This window comes from Enterobacter cloacae complex sp. IR5401 (genome assembly GCF_049238425.1).
Lineage (GTDB): Bacteria > Pseudomonadota > Gammaproteobacteria > Enterobacterales > Enterobacteriaceae > Enterobacter > Enterobacter hormaechei_C.
The window spans coordinates 84516-103419 of the sequence record NZ_JBMKHN010000015.1 but is presented as its reverse complement, the minus strand read 5'-3'; the positions used below and the strand labels follow the sequence as shown (position 1 = coordinate 103419).

14 protein-coding genes are annotated in these 18904 nt (G+C 57.2%); 6 read left to right on the top strand and 8 right to left on the bottom strand.

The features are described 5' to 3' along the window. Positions 1 to 195: 195 nt before the first annotated feature. The 3 genes from argH to argC form a co-directional block, all read right to left on the bottom strand. A complete protein-coding gene (argH, locus tag ACOTX1_RS19385; protein ID WP_003862053.1) occupies positions 196 to 1569 on the bottom strand; it encodes an argininosuccinate lyase in 1374 nt (457 codons plus the stop codon). A 105-nt stretch (positions 1570 to 1674) separates the two neighbouring features. Further along, complete coding sequence (gene argB / locus ACOTX1_RS19380) at positions 1675 to 2451, bottom strand: acetylglutamate kinase (RefSeq protein WP_086527949.1); 777 nt, start codon at positions 2449 to 2451, stop codon at positions 1675 to 1677. A 6-nt stretch (positions 2452 to 2457) separates the two neighbouring features. Next, on the bottom strand, positions 2458 to 3462 hold the full coding sequence (argC, locus tag ACOTX1_RS19375) for an N-acetyl-gamma-glutamyl-phosphate reductase (protein ID WP_023315030.1): 1005 nt from the start codon (positions 3460 to 3462) through the stop codon (positions 2458 to 2460). 88 nt (positions 3463 to 3550) lie between these two features. On the opposite strand from argC, the gene argE reads away from it, so the two are divergent. The 5 genes from argE (at position 3551) to gldA (ending at position 10354) form a co-directional block, all read left to right on the top strand. Further along, positions 3551 to 4702, top strand: coding sequence for an acetylornithine deacetylase (argE, locus tag ACOTX1_RS19370; RefSeq protein ID WP_003862050.1), 1152 nt, complete (start codon positions 3551 to 3553; stop codon positions 4700 to 4702). Between the two features lie 271 nt (positions 4703 to 4973). Then, complete coding sequence (gene ppc, locus ACOTX1_RS19365; RefSeq protein WP_023315031.1) at positions 4974 to 7625, top strand: phosphoenolpyruvate carboxylase; 2652 nt, start codon at positions 4974 to 4976, stop codon at positions 7623 to 7625. Between the two features lie 57 nt (positions 7626 to 7682). Continuing rightward, positions 7683 to 8447, top strand: a complete 765-nt coding sequence (locus ACOTX1_RS19360; RefSeq protein ID WP_023315032.1) for a helix-turn-helix transcriptional regulator — start codon at positions 7683 to 7685, stop codon at positions 8445 to 8447. Positions 8448 to 8575: 128 nt separating this feature from the next. Then, complete coding sequence (gene fsa / locus ACOTX1_RS19355; protein WP_023315033.1) at positions 8576 to 9238, top strand: fructose-6-phosphate aldolase; 663 nt, start codon at positions 8576 to 8578, stop codon at positions 9236 to 9238. Between the two features lie 12 nt (positions 9239 to 9250). Beyond that, on the top strand, positions 9251 to 10354 hold the full coding sequence (gene gldA, locus ACOTX1_RS19350) for a bifunctional L-1,2-propanediol dehydrogenase/glycerol dehydrogenase (protein ID WP_023315034.1): 1104 nt from the start codon (positions 9251 to 9253) through the stop codon (positions 10352 to 10354). 92 nt (positions 10355 to 10446) lie between these two features. Here gldA and katG read toward each other — a convergent pair whose 3' ends face one another. The 4 genes from katG to metB all read right to left on the bottom strand — a co-directional run bounded on the left by katG (position 10447) and on the right by metB (position 17484). Further along, positions 10447 to 12627 carry a catalase/peroxidase HPI gene (katG, locus tag ACOTX1_RS19345; protein WP_023315035.1) on the bottom strand — a complete coding sequence of 727 codons (2181 nt, stop codon included), beginning with the start codon at positions 12625 to 12627 and terminating at the stop codon, positions 10447 to 10449. A 144-nt stretch (positions 12628 to 12771) separates the two neighbouring features. Then, positions 12772 to 13662, bottom strand: a complete 891-nt coding sequence (gene metF, locus ACOTX1_RS19340; RefSeq protein WP_003862045.1) for a methylenetetrahydrofolate reductase — start codon at positions 13660 to 13662, stop codon at positions 12772 to 12774. Between the two features lie 226 nt (positions 13663 to 13888). After that, entirely contained in the window at positions 13889 to 16321 is a 2433-nt protein-coding gene (locus ACOTX1_RS19335) for a bifunctional aspartate kinase/homoserine dehydrogenase II (RefSeq protein WP_003862044.1), read from the bottom strand. Between the two features lie 2 nt (positions 16322 to 16323). Continuing rightward, positions 16324 to 17484 carry a cystathionine gamma-synthase gene (gene metB / locus ACOTX1_RS19330; RefSeq protein ID WP_003862043.1) on the bottom strand — a complete coding sequence of 387 codons (1161 nt, stop codon included), beginning with the start codon at positions 17482 to 17484 and terminating at the stop codon, positions 16324 to 16326. A 275-nt stretch (positions 17485 to 17759) separates the two neighbouring features. Here metB and metJ point away from each other — a divergent pair, with 275 nt between their 5' ends. After that, positions 17760 to 18077, top strand: a complete 318-nt coding sequence (metJ, locus tag ACOTX1_RS19325; RefSeq protein ID WP_003862042.1) for a met regulon transcriptional regulator MetJ — start codon at positions 17760 to 17762, stop codon at positions 18075 to 18077. Positions 18078 to 18119: 42 nt separating this feature from the next. On the opposite strand, the gene ACOTX1_RS19320 is transcribed toward metJ, so the two are convergent. Then, a complete protein-coding gene (locus ACOTX1_RS19320) occupies positions 18120 to 18800 on the bottom strand; it encodes an oligogalacturonate-specific porin KdgM family protein (RefSeq protein WP_023315036.1) in 681 nt (226 codons plus the stop codon). Positions 18801 to 18904: the final 104 nt, after the last annotated feature.

Sequence of the window (18904 nt, the reverse complement as noted above, 5' to 3'; positions counted from 1 at the left end):
GTGTTTGACCCTTGACGTCCCCGCACCGTCAGCGAGTTTCTCTCAAAACTCGAAAAACTAAAGCCAACGTGAACTTTTGCGGACCCCGTGGTCCGCTTTTTTTTGCGTAAAAAAAAGCCCAGCACTAAGCCAGGCTCCGTTTTTCTCCCTCTCCCAGTGGGAGAGGGCCGGGGTGAGGGCACCAGCCCGCACGGTTTAAACCAACCGGTTTTTCGCATCCGCAATCGCCTGCGCTACCTGCTTCGGTGACACGCCGCCTTTCGCTGCACGCTTATCCAGGCAGGATTGCAGGGCCAGAATCGGGTAGACATCATCCCCGATAACCGCGCTGAATTTTTGCAGGTCGGCAAGCGCCAGCTCTTCAAGGGCTTTACCCTGACGAATCGCTTCCACTACCGCTTCACCCACAATATGGTGCGCCTCGCGGAACGGTACGCCTTTCGCCACCAGGTAGTCCGCCAGCTCGGTAGAGTTAGCATACCCCTGCTGCGCCGCTTCCTGGCAGCGCGGACGTTTCACCTGAATGCCGTCCAGCACCAGCGCGCCCATATGCAGACAGTCCAGCCAGGTGTCGAGCGCGTCGAACAGCCCCTCTTTGTCTTCCTGCATGTCTTTGTTGTACGCCAGCGGCAGCCCTTTCAGGGTCATCATCATACCGGTCAGCGCACCCTGCACGCGGCCACATTTCCCGCGGATCAGCTCCAGCGCGTCCGGGTTTTTCTTCTGCGGCATCAGGGAGGAGCCGGACGTCACACGGTCGGACAGCTCCACAAACCCGGCTTCGCCAGAGTTAAAGAAGATCAGGTCTTCGGCAAAGCGCGACAGGTGCACCATCCCGATAGACGCATTTGAGAGCAGTTCCAGCACGTGGTCACGGTCAGAGACGCTGTCCAGACTATTGCGGGTGGCGGAGGCAAAGCCCAGCCAGCCTGCCAGCTGCTCACGGTCAATTTCATAAGCCGTGCCGGCAAGCGCGCCGCTGCCCAGCGGGCTCACGTCCAGACGCTTTAAGGTATCCTGTAAACGGCTCTCATCACGCGCCAGCATCTCAACATAGGCCAGACACCAGTGCGCGAACGTCACCGGCTGCGCGCGTTGCAGGTGGGTATAACCCGGCATCACCGCGTCCTGATTGTTCTGCGCGGTGTCCACCAGCGCGCCCTGCAACTGACGATTCGCCGCCAGCAGTTCGCCGACGGTCTCTTTGCACCACAGCTTCAGGTCGGTCGCCACCTGGTCATTACGGCTACGCCCGGTATGGAGCTTTTTACCCAACTGGCCGACTTTGTCGATCAGTTTGCCTTCCACCCAGCTGTGAATATCTTCAGCATCGCTCTGGAGGATTTGCTGCGGATCCAGACGCACCTCTTCCAGCAGATTGTTCAGCGCCTCTTCCAGCTGCTGCTGTTCGTCTGCGGTCAGCACGCCAACGGTCACCAGCGCTTTGGACCAGGCCACAGAGCCGACAATATCCTGTTCGGCCAGGCGGTAGTCGAAGCGCAAAGAGTCGTTGAACTGTTTGAACCGCTGATCCGCTGCCTGTGTAAAACGCCCACCCCAAAGTGCCATAACGAATTTCCTTAATGATGATATTTTTGCCCGGTGGCGCTGCGCTTACCGGGCCTACAAAATTCACGTAGGCCGGATAAGCAAAGCGCCATCCGGCACAGAAACTTAAGCCAGAATACGCGTACCAATCGGCGTACCGTTAAACAGCGCCGGGAGTTGCTCCGCGTGCCGCCAGGAGGCGATATCCACCGGGCGACCCAACGTGCGGGCCGCATCCAGCGCCGCATTCACTTTAACAATCATGCCGTCGGTGATAATGCCTTGATCGATCAGCTGCTCGGCTTTTGCGGCGGTCATTTCCGCAATACGCTGGCCTTTGCCGTCCAGTATGCCGCTCACGTCGGAGAGCAAGATCAGGTCTGCGCCCAGCGTGGCCGCCAGCGCGGTTGCCGCCTGGTCAGCGTTAACGTTCATCAGCTCGCCCTCTTCGGTCACGCCGATTGAGCTTACCACCGGCAGGAAACCGCCTTCCAGCAGGGTGTTAATCAGCTTAGGCGAACCCGGCTGCGCCAGTCCAACATGGCCAAGCTCTTCGTCGAGCTGGGTCACTTTCACGCTATCGCCATCGCCCAGACAGAGGCCAACGGAGGCGATATGGTGTTTCTTCGCCCACGCCAGCAGCGTTTTGTTCGCTGTGCCCGCCAGCGCGCCGGTAATGATGTCAATCTGGTCGGCAGGCGTCACGCGCAGGCCATTTTTCTTTTTCACCGGCAGGTTGAGCCCTTTCATCAGCTCATCCACCACACAGCCGCCGCCGTGCACAATCACCAGCGGACGTTGGTGTGATTCACGATAGTTCACCAGTGCGTTAAACAGGCGCTCCAGCGCTTCTTCGCTGTCCAGCAGTACACCACCGAGTTTGATAATTAATGGGTTCATCATCACACCTTAAATAAGAGCCTGCGTTTCAGGGAAGCCGAAACGAATATTTGCACACTGCATTGCCTGTGCGGCAGCGCCTTTGAGTAGGTTATCTTCTGCTGCCACCACGATGAGATGCTCACCCTGCACGGCAAAGCCGATATCGCAGAACGGCAGGCCGACCACATTTTTCAGCGCCGGCACGCCTTTGTCGTACAGGCGCACCAGCGGTTTGTCCGCATACGCCTGCGTGAAGACCTCGTTCACCTGTTCTTTGGTCACACCCGGCTTCAGGCGGCAGGTAATGGTTTCGAGGATCCCGCGCGGGAAGCTGCCCAGATGCGGGGTGAAAATGACGTCCGCGCCCAGATGCGTCGTGATTTCAGGATGATGACGGTGGTTAAACACGCCATACGGCTGAAGGCTCACTTCGCAGAAGCTGTTGGAGATTGCCGCTTTGCGCCCGGCGCCGCTCACGCCACTGGTGGCGTTGATCACCGGCCACTGGTTCAGATCCAGCAACCCGGCGTCGATCAGCGGCTTCAGGGAAAGCTGCGCCGCCGTCGGGTAGCATCCCGGAACGGCAATCAGGTTCGCTTCTTTCAGTTTATCTGCGCTCCACTCCGCCAGGCCGTACACCGCTTTTTCAAGCAGTTCCGGATGCTGGTGGGTGAAACCGTAATATTTTTCGTAGAACGCGCCGTCGTTAACGCGGAACGCGCCGGAGAGATCGAACACCACGCATCCGGCTGCCAGGAACTGCGGCGCCAGGTCGTGACTGACCTCGTGTGCGGTGGCTAAAAACACCACGTCAACGCCGTCGGTAAACTCGCTGATGTCAGACATGGGCTGCAAAGGCAAATCAACCACGCCCTTAAGTTGTGGATGCAAATCGGAAATTAACTTTCCGGCATCATTGCTTTGCGCTGACACGGTCAAAGCGGTTATGGTCATATGAGGGTGGCGATTTACGTAGCTTACAAGCTCTGCGCCCGCATAACCGCTAGCGCCTACAATCAGCGTATTCAACATCGGGTTCCTTTATGCTCAACGTTAATGTATTTTTATTCACATTTATTGCATGAATATTGATACTATCACGACCTAAGGTGTGTCAACAATGAAAATGAACTTACCGCCATTTATCGAGATTTACCGCGCCCTGATCGCCACACCCTCCATCAGCGCGACGGAAGAAGCCCTGGATCAGAGCAATGAGTCTTTAATCAATCTGCTGGCGGGTTGGTTTAGCGATCTTGGGTTTAACGTTGAGGTTCAGCCCGTCCCCGGAACACGCCACAAATTTAACCTGCTCGCCAGTACCGGACATGGCGCGGGCGGCCTGCTGCTGGCTGGGCACACTGACACCGTGCCGTTTGATGATGGCCGCTGGACGCGCGATCCGTTCACGCTGACCGAGCATGACAACAAGCTTTATGGTCTGGGCACCGCCGACATGAAAGGCTTCTTCGCCTTTATCCTCGACGCGCTGCGTGACGTGGACGTGACGAAGCTGAAAAAACCACTCTACATTCTGGCGACCGCCGATGAAGAGACCAGCATGGCGGGCGCACGTTATTTCTCTGAAAACACATCGATTCGTCCTGACTGCGCGATCATCGGCGAACCAACCTCTCTGCAACCGATTCGGGCGCACAAAGGCCATATTTCTACCGCGGTGCGCGTACTGGGCCAGTCTGGCCACTCCAGCGATCCGGCGCGCGGCGTGAACGCCATTGAGCTGATGCATGACGCGATTGGCCGCATCATGACCCTGCGCGACGATCTGAAAGAGCGCTATCACTACGAGGCGTTCACCGTGCCTTACCCAACGCTTAACCTCGGCAGCCTGCACGGCGGTGATGCGTCCAACCGTATCTGCGCCTGCTGCGAACTGCATATGGATATCCGTCCTCTGCCGGGTATGACGCTGAGCGATCTGGATGGCTTACTGAACGAAGCGCTGGCACCGGTCAGCGAGCGCTGGCCGGGCCGTCTGACGGTCTCCGAACTGCATCCGCCGATTCCAGGCTACGAATGCCCGCCTGACCATCAGCTGGTTCAGGTAGTGGAAAAACTGCTCGGCGAGAAAACCGACGTGGTGAACTACTGCACCGAAGCGCCGTTTATTCAGACGCTGTGCCCGACGCTGGTTCTGGGCCCTGGCTCCATCAACCAGGCACACCAGCCGGACGAATATCTCGAAACCCGCTTCATCAAGCCCACCCGCGAACTCATTACCCAGGTTGTGCATCACTTCTGCTGGCATTAAAACCGCACCGAAAAGTCCCCTCTCCCTGTGGGAGAGGGTTAGGGTGAGGGCAACAAATCGCATGATCACCGTCACATTTCCATAAGCATCTCTTATCTGACGCAATGCGAATTAAATTTCGTAAATTGCCCGCATTTATTCGTCTGCTGAACCGTTTTCGCAGCAATTGACGACGGGGGTTTTACGTGGCTTTATAAAGGGAGATGACAAAATAATGTCCAGAAGATTTTCGCCTGGGCATAAACAAAAATGATGGGGTGACTGGGTTTTTATGAACGAACAATATTCCGCGTTGCGTAGTAATGTCAGTATGCTCGGCAAAGTGCTTGGAGATACCATCAAAGACGCACTGGGGGAGAACATCCTCGACCGCGTTGAAACCATCCGCAAGATGTCCAAATCTTCCCGCGCCGGTAATGAGGCCAACCGTCAGGAGCTGCTTACCACCTTGCAGAACCTCTCCAACGATGAGCTGCTGCCCGTTGCCCGCGCCTTCAGCCAGTTCCTGAACCTGGCAAACACCGCTGAGCAATACCACAGCATTTCGCCAAAAGGCGAAGCGGCCAGCAACCCGGAAGTCATTGCCCGCACCCTTCGTAAACTCAAAGACCAGCCCGACCTCAACGAAGCGACCATCAAAAAAGCGGTGGAATCCCTTTCGCTGGAGCTGGTGCTGACCGCACACCCAACCGAAATCACCCGTCGTACGCTGATCCACAAAATGGTGGAAGTGAACAACTGTCTGAAGCAGTTGGATAACAAAGACATCGCCGACTACGAACGTAACCAGCTTATGCGCCGCCTGCGCCAGCTGATTGCCCAGTCCTGGCACACCGATGAAATTCGTAAGCATCGCCCAAGCCCGGTCGACGAAGCCAAGTGGGGCTTTGCGGTGGTGGAAAACAGCCTGTGGGAAGGGGTACCCAACTACCTGCGCGAGCTGAACGAACAGCTGGAAGAAAATCTGGGCTATCGCCTGCCGGTCGACTTTGTGCCGGTTCGCTTCACCTCCTGGATGGGCGGCGACCGCGACGGCAACCCGAACGTGACGGCGGAAATCACCCGTCACGTCCTGCTGCTGAGCCGCTGGAAAGCAACCGACCTGTTCCTGAAAGATATTCAGGTGCTGATCTCCGAGCTGTCGATGGTGGAAGCGACGCCGGAACTGCGCGCGCTGGCCGGTGAAGAAGGTGCCAGCGAGCCGTACCGTTTCCTGATGAAAAAACTGCGCGGTCAGCTGATGGCCACTCAGGCCTGGCTGGAAGCGCGCCTGAAAGGCCAGCGCCTGCCGAAGCCGGAAGGTCTGCTGAGCCAGAACGAACAGCTCTGGGAGCCGCTATACGCCTGCTATAAATCGCTCCAGGCCTGTGGGATGGGCATCATTGCCAACGGCGAACTGCTCGACACCCTGCGCCGCGTGAAGTGTTTCGGCGTGCCGCTGGTGCGTATCGACGTTCGTCAGGAAAGTACCCGTCATACCGAAGCGCTGGGCGAGCTGACCCGCTACCTCGGCATCGGCGACTATGAAAGCTGGTCAGAAGCCGACAAACAGGCGTTCCTGATCCGCGAGCTGAACTCCAAGCGCCCGCTGCTGCCGCGCAACTGGGAGCCAAGCAATGACACCCGCGAAGTGCTCAACACCTGTAAAGCGATCGTCGATGCGCCGAAAGGATCGGTGGCCGCCTACGTGATCTCCATGGCGAAGACCCCGTCCGACGTGCTGGGCGTTCACCTTCTACTGAAAGAAGCGGGCATTGACTATGCTCTGCCGGTAGCACCGCTGTTTGAGACTCTCGACGACCTGAACAACGCTAACGACGTGATGACCCAGCTGCTGAACATCGACTGGTATCGCGGCTTTATTCAGGGCAAACAGATGGTGATGATCGGCTATTCCGACTCCGCGAAAGATGCGGGGGTGATGGCAGCCTCCTGGGCGCAGTATCAGGCGCAGGATGCACTGATCAAAACCTGTGAGAAAGCCGGTATCGAGCTGACCCTGTTCCACGGACGCGGTGGCTCAATTGGTCGTGGCGGTGCGCCTGCACACGCGGCGCTGCTCTCTCAACCACCAGGAAGCCTGAAAGGCGGCCTGCGCGTGACCGAGCAGGGCGAGATGATCCGCTTCAAGTACGGCCTGCCGGAAGTGACCATCAGCAGCCTGTCGCTTTATACCAGCGCGATCCTCGAAGCCAACCTGCTGCCGCCGCCGGAGCCAAAAGAATCCTGGTGCCGGATTATGGACGAACTGTCTGACATCTCCTGCGATCTGTACCGCGGCTACGTTCGTGAAAACAAAGACTTTGTCCCTTACTTCCGCTCGGCCACGCCTGAACAGGAGCTGGGTAAACTGCCGCTGGGTTCGCGCCCGGCCAAGCGTCGTCCGACCGGCGGTGTTGAATCCCTGCGCGCCATTCCATGGATCTTCGCCTGGACGCAAAACCGCTTAATGCTGCCAGCCTGGCTGGGTGCCGGTGCGGCGCTGCAAAAAGTGGTGGAAGACGGTAAGCAGAGCGAACTGGAAACCATGTGCCGCGACTGGCCATTCTTCTCTACCCGTCTGGGAATGCTGGAGATGGTCTTCTCGAAGGCCGACCTGTGGCTGGCGGAATACTACGATCAGCGCCTGGTGAAGCCGGAGCTGTGGGCGCTGGGCAAAGAGCTGCGCGAACTGCTGGAAGGCGACATCAAAGTGGTGCTGGATATCGCCAATGACTCCCACCTGATGGAAGACCTGCCGTGGATCGCCGAGTCTATCCAGCTGCGTAACATCTACACCGACCCGCTGAACGTTTTACAGGCAGAGCTGCTGCACCGTTCGCGTCTGGCGGAAGAGGAAGGTAAAGAGCCGGATCCACGCGTTGAACAGGCGCTGATGGTGACGATTGCGGGCGTTGCGGCGGGCATGCGTAACACTGGGTAATGCTTTATGCCGGGCAGGCGTTTTTAGCGCCGCCCGGCACGTTTCGGTAGTCTTCTCATGTATTCCGATATCACCCGAATTTTGACTGACCTGGTGAACCGAACGTTACCGCTGGGCCAGATTCATTTCTCAGCGCTGGCTGAACAGCATCCCCGAACATCTCCCTGCCTCGTCATTACCCTTGCTCCCCCCTGTGAGGCGATATTTTCATCCTTTGGACACATCACGCTTCCACCGCCTAACGCCCTGAGCATACATTTCGGTAAGCAGCAGCTGACTCTCGATTTACAGCGTGACAACGCGCTTTTGCAGCAGCTGCAGGTTCCCCGGCGTGGCCCGAGAACGGGTGCTTTTCTTCTGCAAGCGCTCACCGAATTACAGATGCAGCCAGACGAGCAAGACACAGCCATGCTGGTGGTATTAAGCTTGCTCAGCCACTGCCGGGATCTGCTTGGGAGTGACATCCACACCGCTAACCGCAGCCGGGCGCTATTCGAAGCCGTTCGTAGCTATATCGAAGAAAATTACGCCTCTTCGTTAACGCGCGAATCCGTGGCACAGGCGTTCTACATCTCGCCGAACTATCTTTCCCATCTCTTTCAGAAGATCGGCCACGTGGGGTTCAACGAGTATCTGACACAAACGCGGCTGGAACATGCACGCCAGTTGCTGAAAGGCTACGATCTCAAAATTAAAGATATTGCCGCACGCTGCGGATTTCCTGACAGCAACTACTTTTGTCGCCTCTTTCGCAAGCACACCGAGCGTTCCCCTTCCGAATATCGTCGCCAGTATCACAGCCAGCTTATCGCCAAAAAATAGCATTGTGATCGCTATCGCACTTCGCTAAGGACATTACATTTGTCCAGTATTTGGCAAAATTGACCTGTATCCGCCGCACTCAGCCGGGCCTTACCCTTTATTCAACCTTTCTGACTTAAGGAAAAATAATGGAACTGTATCTGGATACCGCGAACGTGGCGGAAGTGGAACGCCTTGCACGCATCTTCCCCATCGCGGGCGTCACCACCAACCCAAGCATCATTGCCGCCAGCCGTGAATCCATCTGGGACGTGCTGCCGCGCCTGCAAAAAGCCATTGGGCCGGAAGGCATGCTGTTTGCTCAAACCATGAGCCGCGATGCCGAAGAAATGGTGGCGGAAGCAAAACGGCTGAACAATGCCCTGCCGGACATCGTGGTAAAAATTCCCGTCACTGCACAGGGGCTCATCGCGATTAAGGCGCTGAAGAAAGAGGGAATTACCACGCTGGGCACCGCCGTTTACAGCGCCGCTCAGGGTTTACTGGCCGCGCTGGCAGGCGCGAAATACGTTGCGCCGTACGTCAACCGCGTCGACGCACAGGGCGGCGACGGTATTGGCATGGTACAGGAGCTGCAGTCCCTGCTGGAACTGCATGCGCCGGAAAGCATGGTGCTGGCTGCCAGCTTTAAAACGCCGCGCCAGGCGCTGGATTGCCTGTTGGCAGGATGTGAGGCAATCACGCTTCCCTTAGACGTAGCGCAACAAATGCTCGACACACCAGCGGTAGAGTCAGCCATAGAGAAGTTCGAGCAGGACTGGAAAAACGCGTTTGGTAACCTCAACCTCTAAGGGAGAACTGTTATGGACCGTATTATTCAATCGCCGGGGAAATACATCCAGGGTGCAGATGTTCTTACTCGCCTCGGCGACTACCTGAAGCCGCTGGCGAATCGCTGGCTGGTGGTGGGCGATAAATTTGTGCTGGGTTTTGCTGAAGAAACCCTGCGTCAGAGTTTTAAAAAAGCCGGACTCCATGCCGAAATCGCACCGTTTGGTGGCGAATGTTCGCAAAATGAAATCGATCGCCTGAAAAAGCTGGCCGACAGCGCCGACTGCCTGGCGGTGCTGGGTATCGGCGGCGGAAAAACGCTGGATACCGCCAAAGCGCTGGCGCACTTTATGGACGTGCCGGTGGCTATTGCCCCGACCATTGCCTCCACCGATGCGCCGTGCAGCGCCCTCTCCGTGATTTATACCGACAGCGGTGAGTTCGATCGCTACCTGATGCTGCCGCACAACCCGAACATGGTGATTGTCGATACCAAAGTGGTGGCAGGCGCACCTGCGCGCCTGCTGGCCGCCGGGATTGGCGATGCACTGGCAACCTGGTTTGAAGCGCGCGCCTGTTCGCGCAGCGGCGCCACGACCATGGCGGGTGGCAAGTGCACGCAGGCAGCGTTAGCGCTGGCAGAGCTGTGCTACAACACGCTGGTTGAAGAGGGCGAGAAAGCGATGCTGGCGGCAGAGCAGCATGTCGTCACACCGGCGCTGGAACGCATTATCGAAGCCAACACCTATCTCAGCGGGGTGGGCTTTGAAAGCGGCGGGCTGGCGGCGGCGCACGCCATTCACAACGGCATGACGGCGGTGCCGGATGCGCATCATTTTTACCATGGTGAAAAGGTCGCGTTCGGCACACTGACACAGCTGGTACTGGAGAACGCGCCGGTTGAAGAAATTGAGACCGTCGCCGCGCTTTGCCACAGCGTTGGGCTGCCGATCACCCTGGCGCAGCTGAACATCAAAGAGGATATTCCGGCCAAAATGCGGCTGATCGCGGAAGCGTCCTGCGCCGAAGGTGAAACCATTCACAACATGCCTGGCGGCGTCACGCCGGATCAGGTCTATGCGGCGCTGCTGGTGGCCGACCAGTATGGACAGCGATTCTTGCAGGAGTGGGAGTAACGAAAAAAGCCGGGTGGCGCTGCGCTTACCCGGCCTACATGGCACTTTAATTTGTAGGCCGGGTAAGGCGTAGCCGCCACCCGGCACATGGGTTACTTCACGTCAAACCGGTCCAAATCCATCACTCGCGCCCACGCGGCAACAAAATCACGGACGAACTTCTCGTGTGCATCACTGCTGGCGTAAACTTCGGCCAGCGCACGCAGGACGGCGTTTGAACCGAAGACCAGATCGGCGCGGGTGGCGGTGTATTTCACTTCCCCGCTGGCGCGATCGCTACCGGCAAACAGCTCGTTTGAGTCATCGGTCGCTTTCCACTGGGTGTTCATATCCAGCAGATTAACGAAGAAGTCGTTGCTCAGCACGCCCTCGCGGTTGGTAAACACGCCATTCTTGCTGCCATCGAAGTTTGCACCCAGTACGCGCAGACCGCCGATTAGCACCGTCAGTTCCGGCGCGGTCAGGGTCAGCTGCTGGGCTTTGTCGATCAGCAGCGACTCGGTGGTGGACACATCCACCTGCGCACGGTAGTTGCGGAAACCGTCGGCAACCGGTTCGAGCAGGTTAAACATCTCGATGTCCGTCTGGTCCTGACGCGCATCTACGCGGCCTGGGGTAAACGGTACGTTGACGTAAACGCCTGCCGCTTTCGCCGCCTGCTCAACGCCCACAACACCTGCCAGCACGATGATATCGGCCAGTGAGGCTTTATTAGTGGTGCGCTGAATAGCTTCCAGAGCCGGTAACGCCCGTACCGCCGCGGCGTTCACATCCCAGTCGCGCTGAGGCGCCAGCGCCAGACGCGCGCCGTTAGCGCCGCCACGCTTGTCGCCGCCGCGGAAGGTCGATGCCGACGCCCAGGCCACGGAAACCAGCTCGCTCACGGAGAGACCAGAGGCCGCGATTTCCGCTTTCAGGCTTTCAATATCTTCCTGCGTCGGATGGAACACCGGCTGAGGCAGCGGATCCTGCCAAATCAGATCTTCTTTCGGCACTTCCGGGCCGATGTACCGCGATTTTGGCCCCATATCGCGGTGGGTCAGCTTGAACCACGCGCGCGCAAAGGCTTCGTTGAAGGCCTGCGGATCGTTCAGGAAGCGACGGGAAATTTTCTCGAATTCCGGATCAAAACGCAGCGTCAGGTCGGTGACCAGCATGGTTGGCTTGCGTTTTTTCGACGGGTCAAACGGGTCAGGCATAATTTCCGGCGCATCCACGGCTTCAAACTGAATGGCGCCCGCCGGGCTACGCGTCTGCACCCATTCGTATTTGAACAGGTTCTCGAAGAAGTAGTTGCTCCACTGGGTCGGGGTTTGAGACCAGATAACTTCCAGCCCGGAGGTGATGGCGTCAGCGCCAATACCGGTGCCGTGCGTGCTGGCCCAGCCCAGACCCTGCGCTTCAATCGGCGACGCTTCCGGGTCAGTGCCCACATGCGTGGCTTCGCCTGCGCCGTGCGTTTTACCGAGCGTATGGCCGCCTGCAATCAGCGCGACGGTCTCTTCGTCGTTCATGCCCATGTTGCCAAAGGTAGCGCGGATCGCTGCCGCCGCAGACAGCGGTTCACCGCTGGCGTTTGGCCCTTCCGGGTTAACGTAAATCAGGCCCATTTCAGTGGCCGCAAGCGGGCGCTTCGCCAGCGCTTCCGGGTCACGGTGGGTCAGCCAGGCTTTTTCATCGCCCCAGTTCACGTCCAGATCCGGTTCCCAGACGTCTTCACGCCCGGCACCGAAACCAAAAGTGCGGAAGCCGGAGTTCTCCAGCGCCACGTTACCCGCGAGGATAAACAGGTCGGCCCAGGAGATTTTTTGTCCGTATTTTTGCTTAACTGGCCACAGCAGACGGCGAGCCTTATCCAGGCTGACGTTATCAGGCCAGGAGTTCAGCGGCGCAAAACGTTGCTGGCCGCGCCCCGCGCCGCCGCGACCGTCAACGGAGCGATAGGTACCCGCACCGTGCCAGGCCATACGAATAAACAGGCCCGCATAGCTTCCCCAGTCGGCAGGCCACCACGGTTGTGAGTCGGTTAAAAGGGCTTTGAGATCGCCCTTAAGGGCGGAATAGTCGAGCTTGCTGAATTCTTTGCGGTAGTCGAAGTCTTCACCCAGCGGGTTCGAACGGTTGGAATGTTGGTTTAGAAGATCGATGCGGAGTTGTTTAGGCCACCAATCTTTGCTGCCGGTACCTGCACCCGCGCTGTGATCGACGCCGCCCTGGTGGAACGGACATTTGCCGGCGGATGCCGCGTTATTGGTCTCGTCTGACATGCTCATCGCTATGCTCCCTTTACAGTGTTACCGTTACGATATACACCACTAGCGATAAGAGATAGTTGAATTAATCCACAGATTCGATAGCTAATACCTTTTAACTCTCTGTTCGATTAAAAAGCCCTCGTTTTATGAGGGCTTTTTACTTTACAGCGCCGGGCGAACACCGAGCGTATGGCAAATGGCATAGCTCATTTCCGCGCGATTCAGGGTATAGAAATGGAAATCTTTCACCCCTTCGCGGCTTAAAATCTTCACCATGTCCATCGCGATATTGGCCCCCACCAGCTTGCGGGTTTCCGGGTCGTCGTCCAGCCCTTCATACATTTTGGACATCCACAGCGGAATGCGCACGTTGGTCATATCCGCGAATTTCTTCGCCTGTTTGAAGTTCGAGACCGGCAGAATACCAGGGATGATTTCGACATCAATACCTGCCGAGACGCAGCGGTCACGAAAGCGCAGGTAGCTTTCAACGTCAAAGAAGAACTGAGTAATCGCACGGTTAGCACCAGCCTCCACTTTACGCTTCAGGTTGAGCAGATCCGCCTGGGCACTTTTGGCTTCCGGGTGAACTTCAGGGTAGGCGGCCACGGAGATATCAAAGTCGGCAACGTCTTTCAGCAGGCCGACCAGATCGGCGGCAAACATCTCTGGCTTACCGCTGCCTGGCGGGAGGTCGCCGCGCAGGGCCACAATGTGGCGAATGCCGTTATTCCAGTAGTCCTGGGCAATGGCGCGCAGTTCATCACGGGTGGCGTCGATACAGGTCAGGTGCGGCGCCGCTTCCAGACCGGTTCGGTCTTTAATGCCCTTAATGATGCTGTGCGTGCGGTCACGCTCACCGGAGTTGGCGCCGTAGGTCACGGAGACGAACTTCGGCTTGAGGCTGCTCAGGCGATCGATAGAGCTCCACAGGGTTTGCTCCATTTCACTGGTGCGCGGCGGGAAAAATTCAAAAGAGACGTTAATCTGGCCGTTTACTTCGGCCAGGCTCTGGTTCAGTGCTTCCCGCTGGTTGGCGTGAAAAAAGCTCATACCCTACCCCTATCAATCGCGTGTCATTGTCTGTTGTGTTGTGAACTTCTATACGTTTAGACGTCCAGATGTAAAAATGACGGAAAAGCGGGATGACGTCAACAGAAATAATCAACATTAACGGTGAGGTTTGTTCAGGGAAGATGAAGGGCATTCATGATGGGGGTGAGTGCGGTCTGATACCCTCACCCCGACCCTCTCCCACAGGGAGAGGGAAATGCAGACGTTACAGCAGCTTAGCCAGACGATTAATGTCGGACTGAATGGCTCCGGCGGTGACATCGCGTCCCGCGCCCGGGCCACGGATCACCAGCGGGTTATCGCGGTACCAGCGGCTTTCGATGGCGAAGACGTTGTCGCATGGCAGGAGCGCCGCCAGCGGATGTTCAGGACGCACCGCCTCCACGCCCACGCGCGCTTTACCGTTCGCCTCGAAGCGCGCCACGTAACGCAGCACCAGCCCCATCTCGTTAGCCGCTTCCAGACGTTGCACCATCTGCTCGTTCAGCTCGTCGCCGTTCTCGAAGAAGTGATCGACGGACCCTTCCTCGCAGCCCGCAGGCACCAGCGACTCAACGCGTACCTGACCCGGCTCAATGTCGTAGCCGGCTTCACGCGCCAGGATCACCAGCTTGCGCATCACGTCTTTACCGGCAAGGTCAACGCGCGGATCCGGCTCGGTTAAACCCTGCTGCCACGCCTGATCCACCAGGTCGGTGAACGGCACGGTGCCGTCAAATTGCAGGAACAGCCAGGAGAGCGTGCCGGAGAAGATCCCGCTCAGCGCCAGAATGCTGTCGCCGCTTTCAATCAGATCGCGCACGGTATGGTTAACCGGCAGACCTGCGCCAACGGTGGCGTTATACAGCCAGTGACGACCCGTTTTTTCGAACGCGTCGTGGATCTGGCGATATTTATCAGTGCTGCTCGCGCCCGCCAGCTTGTTGGCGCTGATGACGTGGAACCCGTGGCTGGCGAAATCCAGATACTGATCGGCCAGCTGCTCGCTGGCGGTCACATCCAGCACTACCAGATCGTCATACGGGTGCGCACGCATCCACAGGAACAGCGACTCTTCATCTTGCTCGACGGCTTCATCATTAAAGAAGGCCAGCGCGCGGCTGGCATCCAGCCCTTCGTAGTTCAGCAGGCTGCGGCGGCTGTCCACCACGCCTGCGAGAATGAATTCGAACCCGGTACGCGCCGAGAGCGTGACCTGTTCGCGGGCGAACAGCTCCAGCCAGCGGGAACCGATGTTGCCTTTACCAAACAGCACCAGGCCGATGCGTTTTTCCGCACGGAACAGGGAGGTATGCAGGCCCTGAATCAGGCTTTCGGTTGGCCCTTTACGCAGAACGGCAACCAGGCTGATGCCCTCTTCCGACTGCCAGGTAAACTCAACCGGCTGGCCTTTCAGCTGCTGCCAGAAGCGGTGGCAGTGGAGCGGGTTACGGGTGACGCCCGCGCCCACCATCGCCACCAGCGCCAGCCCCTGACGCAGGCGAAGCTCGCCCGGCAGGCCCGCTTCATCCAGAATTTTCAGGGCGCTGTCCACCACTTCGGCGGTATAGCAGAACTGCAACAGCTGGCGATCGTTATGCACGCCAACGGCCAGCGGACGCACCTGAGCACGTTTCAGGATGGTGTCGATATCTTTGTGCGCCAGTTTGAAATCCTGGCCCGCAGGCACCTGGAACTCAATCAGGCAGATGTCATCGTGGCTGGTGACAATGCGCGCGCCCGTACCGGATGCCAGCACGCGCTCGATGCGGGTGGAACCCTGATCCGGCGTGTAACTACAGCGTAGTTGCAGGTCGATGTCGCTGCCGGAAACCGGCTGTAGCGTGCGCGCGTGCAGCACCGGGGCCGCCAGACGCGCCAGCTCGCTCGCTTCGTCGAGACGCAGCAGCGGCAGCAGGCAGGCATCTTTCACTTTGCGCGGGTCCGCGCTGTACACACCGGCCACGTCGCTCCAGATGGTGACGCGGGACACACCCGCCAGGGCACCAATCTGTGTTGCCGAGTAGTCAGAGCCGTTACGGCCCAGCAGAACGGTTTCGCCGGCATTGCTGCGGCTGATAAAGCCGGTGACGACAATACGTTTACCGGGATGTTGCACCAGCAGCTGTTGCAGCAGTGGGTAGGACAACCCTTCGTCCACCTGCGGCTGCGCGGCACGTTCGGCACGCAGGAAATCACGCGCGTCGAGCCAGGCGGCTTCCACACCCAGGTGTTGCAGCACGGCGGCCATCAGGCGCGCAGACCACACTTCACCGTGGCCAACCACTTCGGCATACACCGCATCGGTAATGCCGCTGTCCAGCAGAGCGGCCAGACGCTCAAGGTCGTGCGTAAAAGCGCTAATCAGCCCGTCCGCCACGTCCGCAGGCAGCAAACCGGCAATCAGTTCGCTCTGGTAACGACGTAAGGACTGTTGCACCTGATGCGCAGAGAGGCGATCGGTCTGGCTCAGTTTCAGCCAGCTAATCAACTGGTTGGTGGTGCTGCCTGCCGCAGAGACAACCATCATGTCCCCCGGCTGTGAATACTCGGTCATGATCCCTGCGACACGCAGGTAACATTTCACATCAGCAAGACTACTACCACCAAACTTGTGCAGCTGACGACCCTTCGCCCCTGCCTGCGCTATCACACTCATGATTACCCCTTGGCTGCGACCCGGAAGCCATTTTCCAGATCGGCAATTAAATCTTCAGAATCTTCAATACCGGTCGAGATACGCAGCAGCGTCTCGGAAATCCCGGCGGCGGCACGTGCTTCGGGTGCCATACCTGCGTGCGTCATAGTTGCGGCGTGGGAGATCAAGCTTTCTACTCCCCCTAAGGATTCCGCCAGCGTAAACAATGACAACCCGCTCAGGAAGCGACGCAGCGTTTGCTCGTCACCGTCCAGTTCAAAACTTAACATCGCGCCAAATCCTTTCTGTTGGCGCGCGGCAATCTCGTGCCCCTGGTTTTCCGGCAGCGACGGGTGATAAAGCTTTTTCACCAGCGGCTGGTTTTTCAGGAAATCCACGATCGCCTGGGCATTACGCTGCGCCACGTCCATACGCGGTGATAGCGTGCGAATACCGCGCAGCAGCAAATAGCTGTCGAACGCGCCCGCGGTGACGCCAATGTTATTGGCCCACCATGCCAGTTCGGTGACAACGTCGGGATCTTTGGCAATCACCACGCCCGCCACCACGTCAGAATGGCCGTTCAGATATTTCGTGCATGAATGCAACACCAGATCGGCACCCAGTGCCAGTGGGTTCTGAAGGGCCGGACTGAGGAATGTATTATCCACTACACTTATCGCTCCCGCATCCCTTGCGAGCTGACAAATTTTCGCAATATCGACTACGCGCAACAATGGATTGCTTGGACTTTCCACCAGAACCAGCTTCGGCTGCTCGGCAAGCGCCTGTTTCAGCGCCTGTTCGTCGTTTTGATCGACAAACAGCACACGGTAGCAGCCACGTTTCGCCAGGCTATCAAACAGACGATAGCTGCCGCCGTAACAGTCGTGTGGTGCCACCAGCAGATCGCCAGGTTTCAGGAACACTGTGGTTACCAGGTGAATGGCAGACATGCCGGTATTGGTTAATACCGCCCCTGCGCCGCCTTCCAGTTCCGCCAGCGCGCGCTGGGTGACGTCGCGCGTAGGATTGCCGCGACGCGAGTAGTCATGCGCGCGAGGTTCATTAAATCCGGTGAAATTATAGGTACTGGAGAGATGAATTGGCGGGACAACGCAGCCGTACTGCTCGTCATCATTCAATCCGCTACGCACTGCGATGGTGGCCTGTTTACGCGTCATGGTGAGGCTTCCTGGCGAATGAGGTGAAAAGTCAGGCACCAGAGTAAACATTGAAAGTATGGACGTCAATACATCTGGACATCTAAACTTCTTTGCGTATAGATTGAGCAATGCGCAAATAGCCGTTAAAATTATATGCTTTAGGACACGCTACAGCGGCAATATCCGTGCCTCGGTATCGTCTCTACGGTAAACTACGCAAGATTACGGTTCAAAACTGATGGTTACGGGTTTTGCACCTTTAGATTAATGACTGAGAGGATTAAAGGTATCTCATGGCTGAATGGAGCGGCGAATATATCAGCCCATACGCTGAGCACGGTAAGAAGAGTGAGCAAGTCAAGAAAATCACGGTGTCCATTCCTCTGAAGGTGTTGAAGATCCTCACCGATGAACGTACGCGTCGTCAGGTGAACAACCTGCGTCACGCCACTAACAGCGAACTGCTGTGCGAAGCGTTCCTGCATGCGTTTACCGGCCAACCGTTGCCGAACGATGACGATCTGCGTAAAGAACGCAGTGACGAAATCCCGGAAGAGGCGAAGGTGATCATGCGTGAACTGGGTATCGACCCGGAGACCTGGGAATACTAACAGCGATGCGGTCCCGCTGAGGGTGCTCAGCGGGATGGTTTCTCAGAAGTTGTAACCTAAGCCGACACGCAGACGCGTTTGTCGGTCGTCAGTGGTAGCAGTGTTATAGCCGGAAGAGACATTACCCACCTCCACGAATGGCACCCACGAATCGATGTTATACGCCACGCGGAAGTTATATTCGTAATCCTCTTTTTTGTTGTTATACAGATCTTCGTTGTCGGCGAATTTATAAATTCCGTTCAGCTCAAACATCCAGTTATCAATATTATATCCCAGCCACATTTCCGGGCGATATACCAGTCTGTCATCTTTACCGTCTGCATTACGGCGGGTATATTCGGTACGATAACGGAACGCCGCCCACCAGCTTTCATTAATATTATACTGTACGCGTAAATAGGGTTTATAAATAGCCATGTCGTCACCCATTTCAACCGCGACACCCGGCTGCCAGATAAATCCCTGCCAGGTAAACTGGTAGCTGGCAGTATATTCGTTGCTGTTACTTTCCATATTATTGAGCGCATCATTAGATTGCTTTTCGTCTGAGCGTGAGACGGCCTCTACGGCCACACCAAAGCCCGTCCCGAAACGGTGTGACATGTACACACGGTCATAGTTACGTCCATCGTCGTAATACTCGTGTCGGTAATCAACATATCCCGCCTGCGCCGCGCACGATAGTAATGGAAGCACGAATAAAAGTTGCTTCAGTTTCATCCTTTTTCCCTCAAAGTAAATACACCCTGAAAGCCATCGCTGTTGAAATGGCAAATAAGAATTTATGTCGAGCGCAGTGTAATTTTACACCCAGAGGGAAACCT

What these genes read in the sequence shown, in the direction of transcription:
- argH (WP_003862053.1), bottom strand. Translation starts at nt 1,569, where the DNA reads ATGGCACTTTGGGGTGGGCGTTTTACACAGGCAGCGGATCAGCGGTTC.
- argB (WP_086527949.1), bottom strand. Translation starts at nt 2,451, where the DNA reads ATGATGAACCCATTAATTATCAAACTCGGTGGTGTACTGCTGGACAGC.
- argC (WP_023315030.1), bottom strand. Translation starts at nt 3,462, where the DNA reads ATGTTGAATACGCTGATTGTAGGCGCTAGCGGTTATGCGGGCGCAGAG.
- argE (WP_003862050.1), top strand. Translation starts at nt 3,551, where the DNA reads ATGAAAATGAACTTACCGCCATTTATCGAGATTTACCGCGCCCTGATC.
- ppc (WP_023315031.1), top strand. Translation starts at nt 4,974, where the DNA reads ATGAACGAACAATATTCCGCGTTGCGTAGTAATGTCAGTATGCTCGGC.
- ACOTX1_RS19360 (WP_023315032.1), top strand. Translation starts at nt 7,683, where the DNA reads ATGTATTCCGATATCACCCGAATTTTGACTGACCTGGTGAACCGAACG.
- fsa (WP_023315033.1), top strand. Translation starts at nt 8,576, where the DNA reads ATGGAACTGTATCTGGATACCGCGAACGTGGCGGAAGTGGAACGCCTT.
- gldA (WP_023315034.1), top strand. Translation starts at nt 9,251, where the DNA reads ATGGACCGTATTATTCAATCGCCGGGGAAATACATCCAGGGTGCAGAT.
- katG (WP_023315035.1), bottom strand. Translation starts at nt 12,627, where the DNA reads ATGAGCATGTCAGACGAGACCAATAACGCGGCATCCGCCGGCAAATGT.
- metF (WP_003862045.1), bottom strand. Translation starts at nt 13,662, where the DNA reads ATGAGCTTTTTTCACGCCAACCAGCGGGAAGCACTGAACCAGAGCCTG.
- ACOTX1_RS19335 (WP_003862044.1), bottom strand. Translation starts at nt 16,321, where the DNA reads ATGAGTGTGATAGCGCAGGCAGGGGCGAAGGGTCGTCAGCTGCACAAG.
- metB (WP_003862043.1), bottom strand. Translation starts at nt 17,484, where the DNA reads ATGACGCGTAAACAGGCCACCATCGCAGTGCGTAGCGGATTGAATGAT.
- metJ (WP_003862042.1), top strand. Translation starts at nt 17,760, where the DNA reads ATGGCTGAATGGAGCGGCGAATATATCAGCCCATACGCTGAGCACGGT.
- ACOTX1_RS19320 (WP_023315036.1), bottom strand. Translation starts at nt 18,800, where the DNA reads ATGAAACTGAAGCAACTTTTATTCGTGCTTCCATTACTATCGTGCGCG.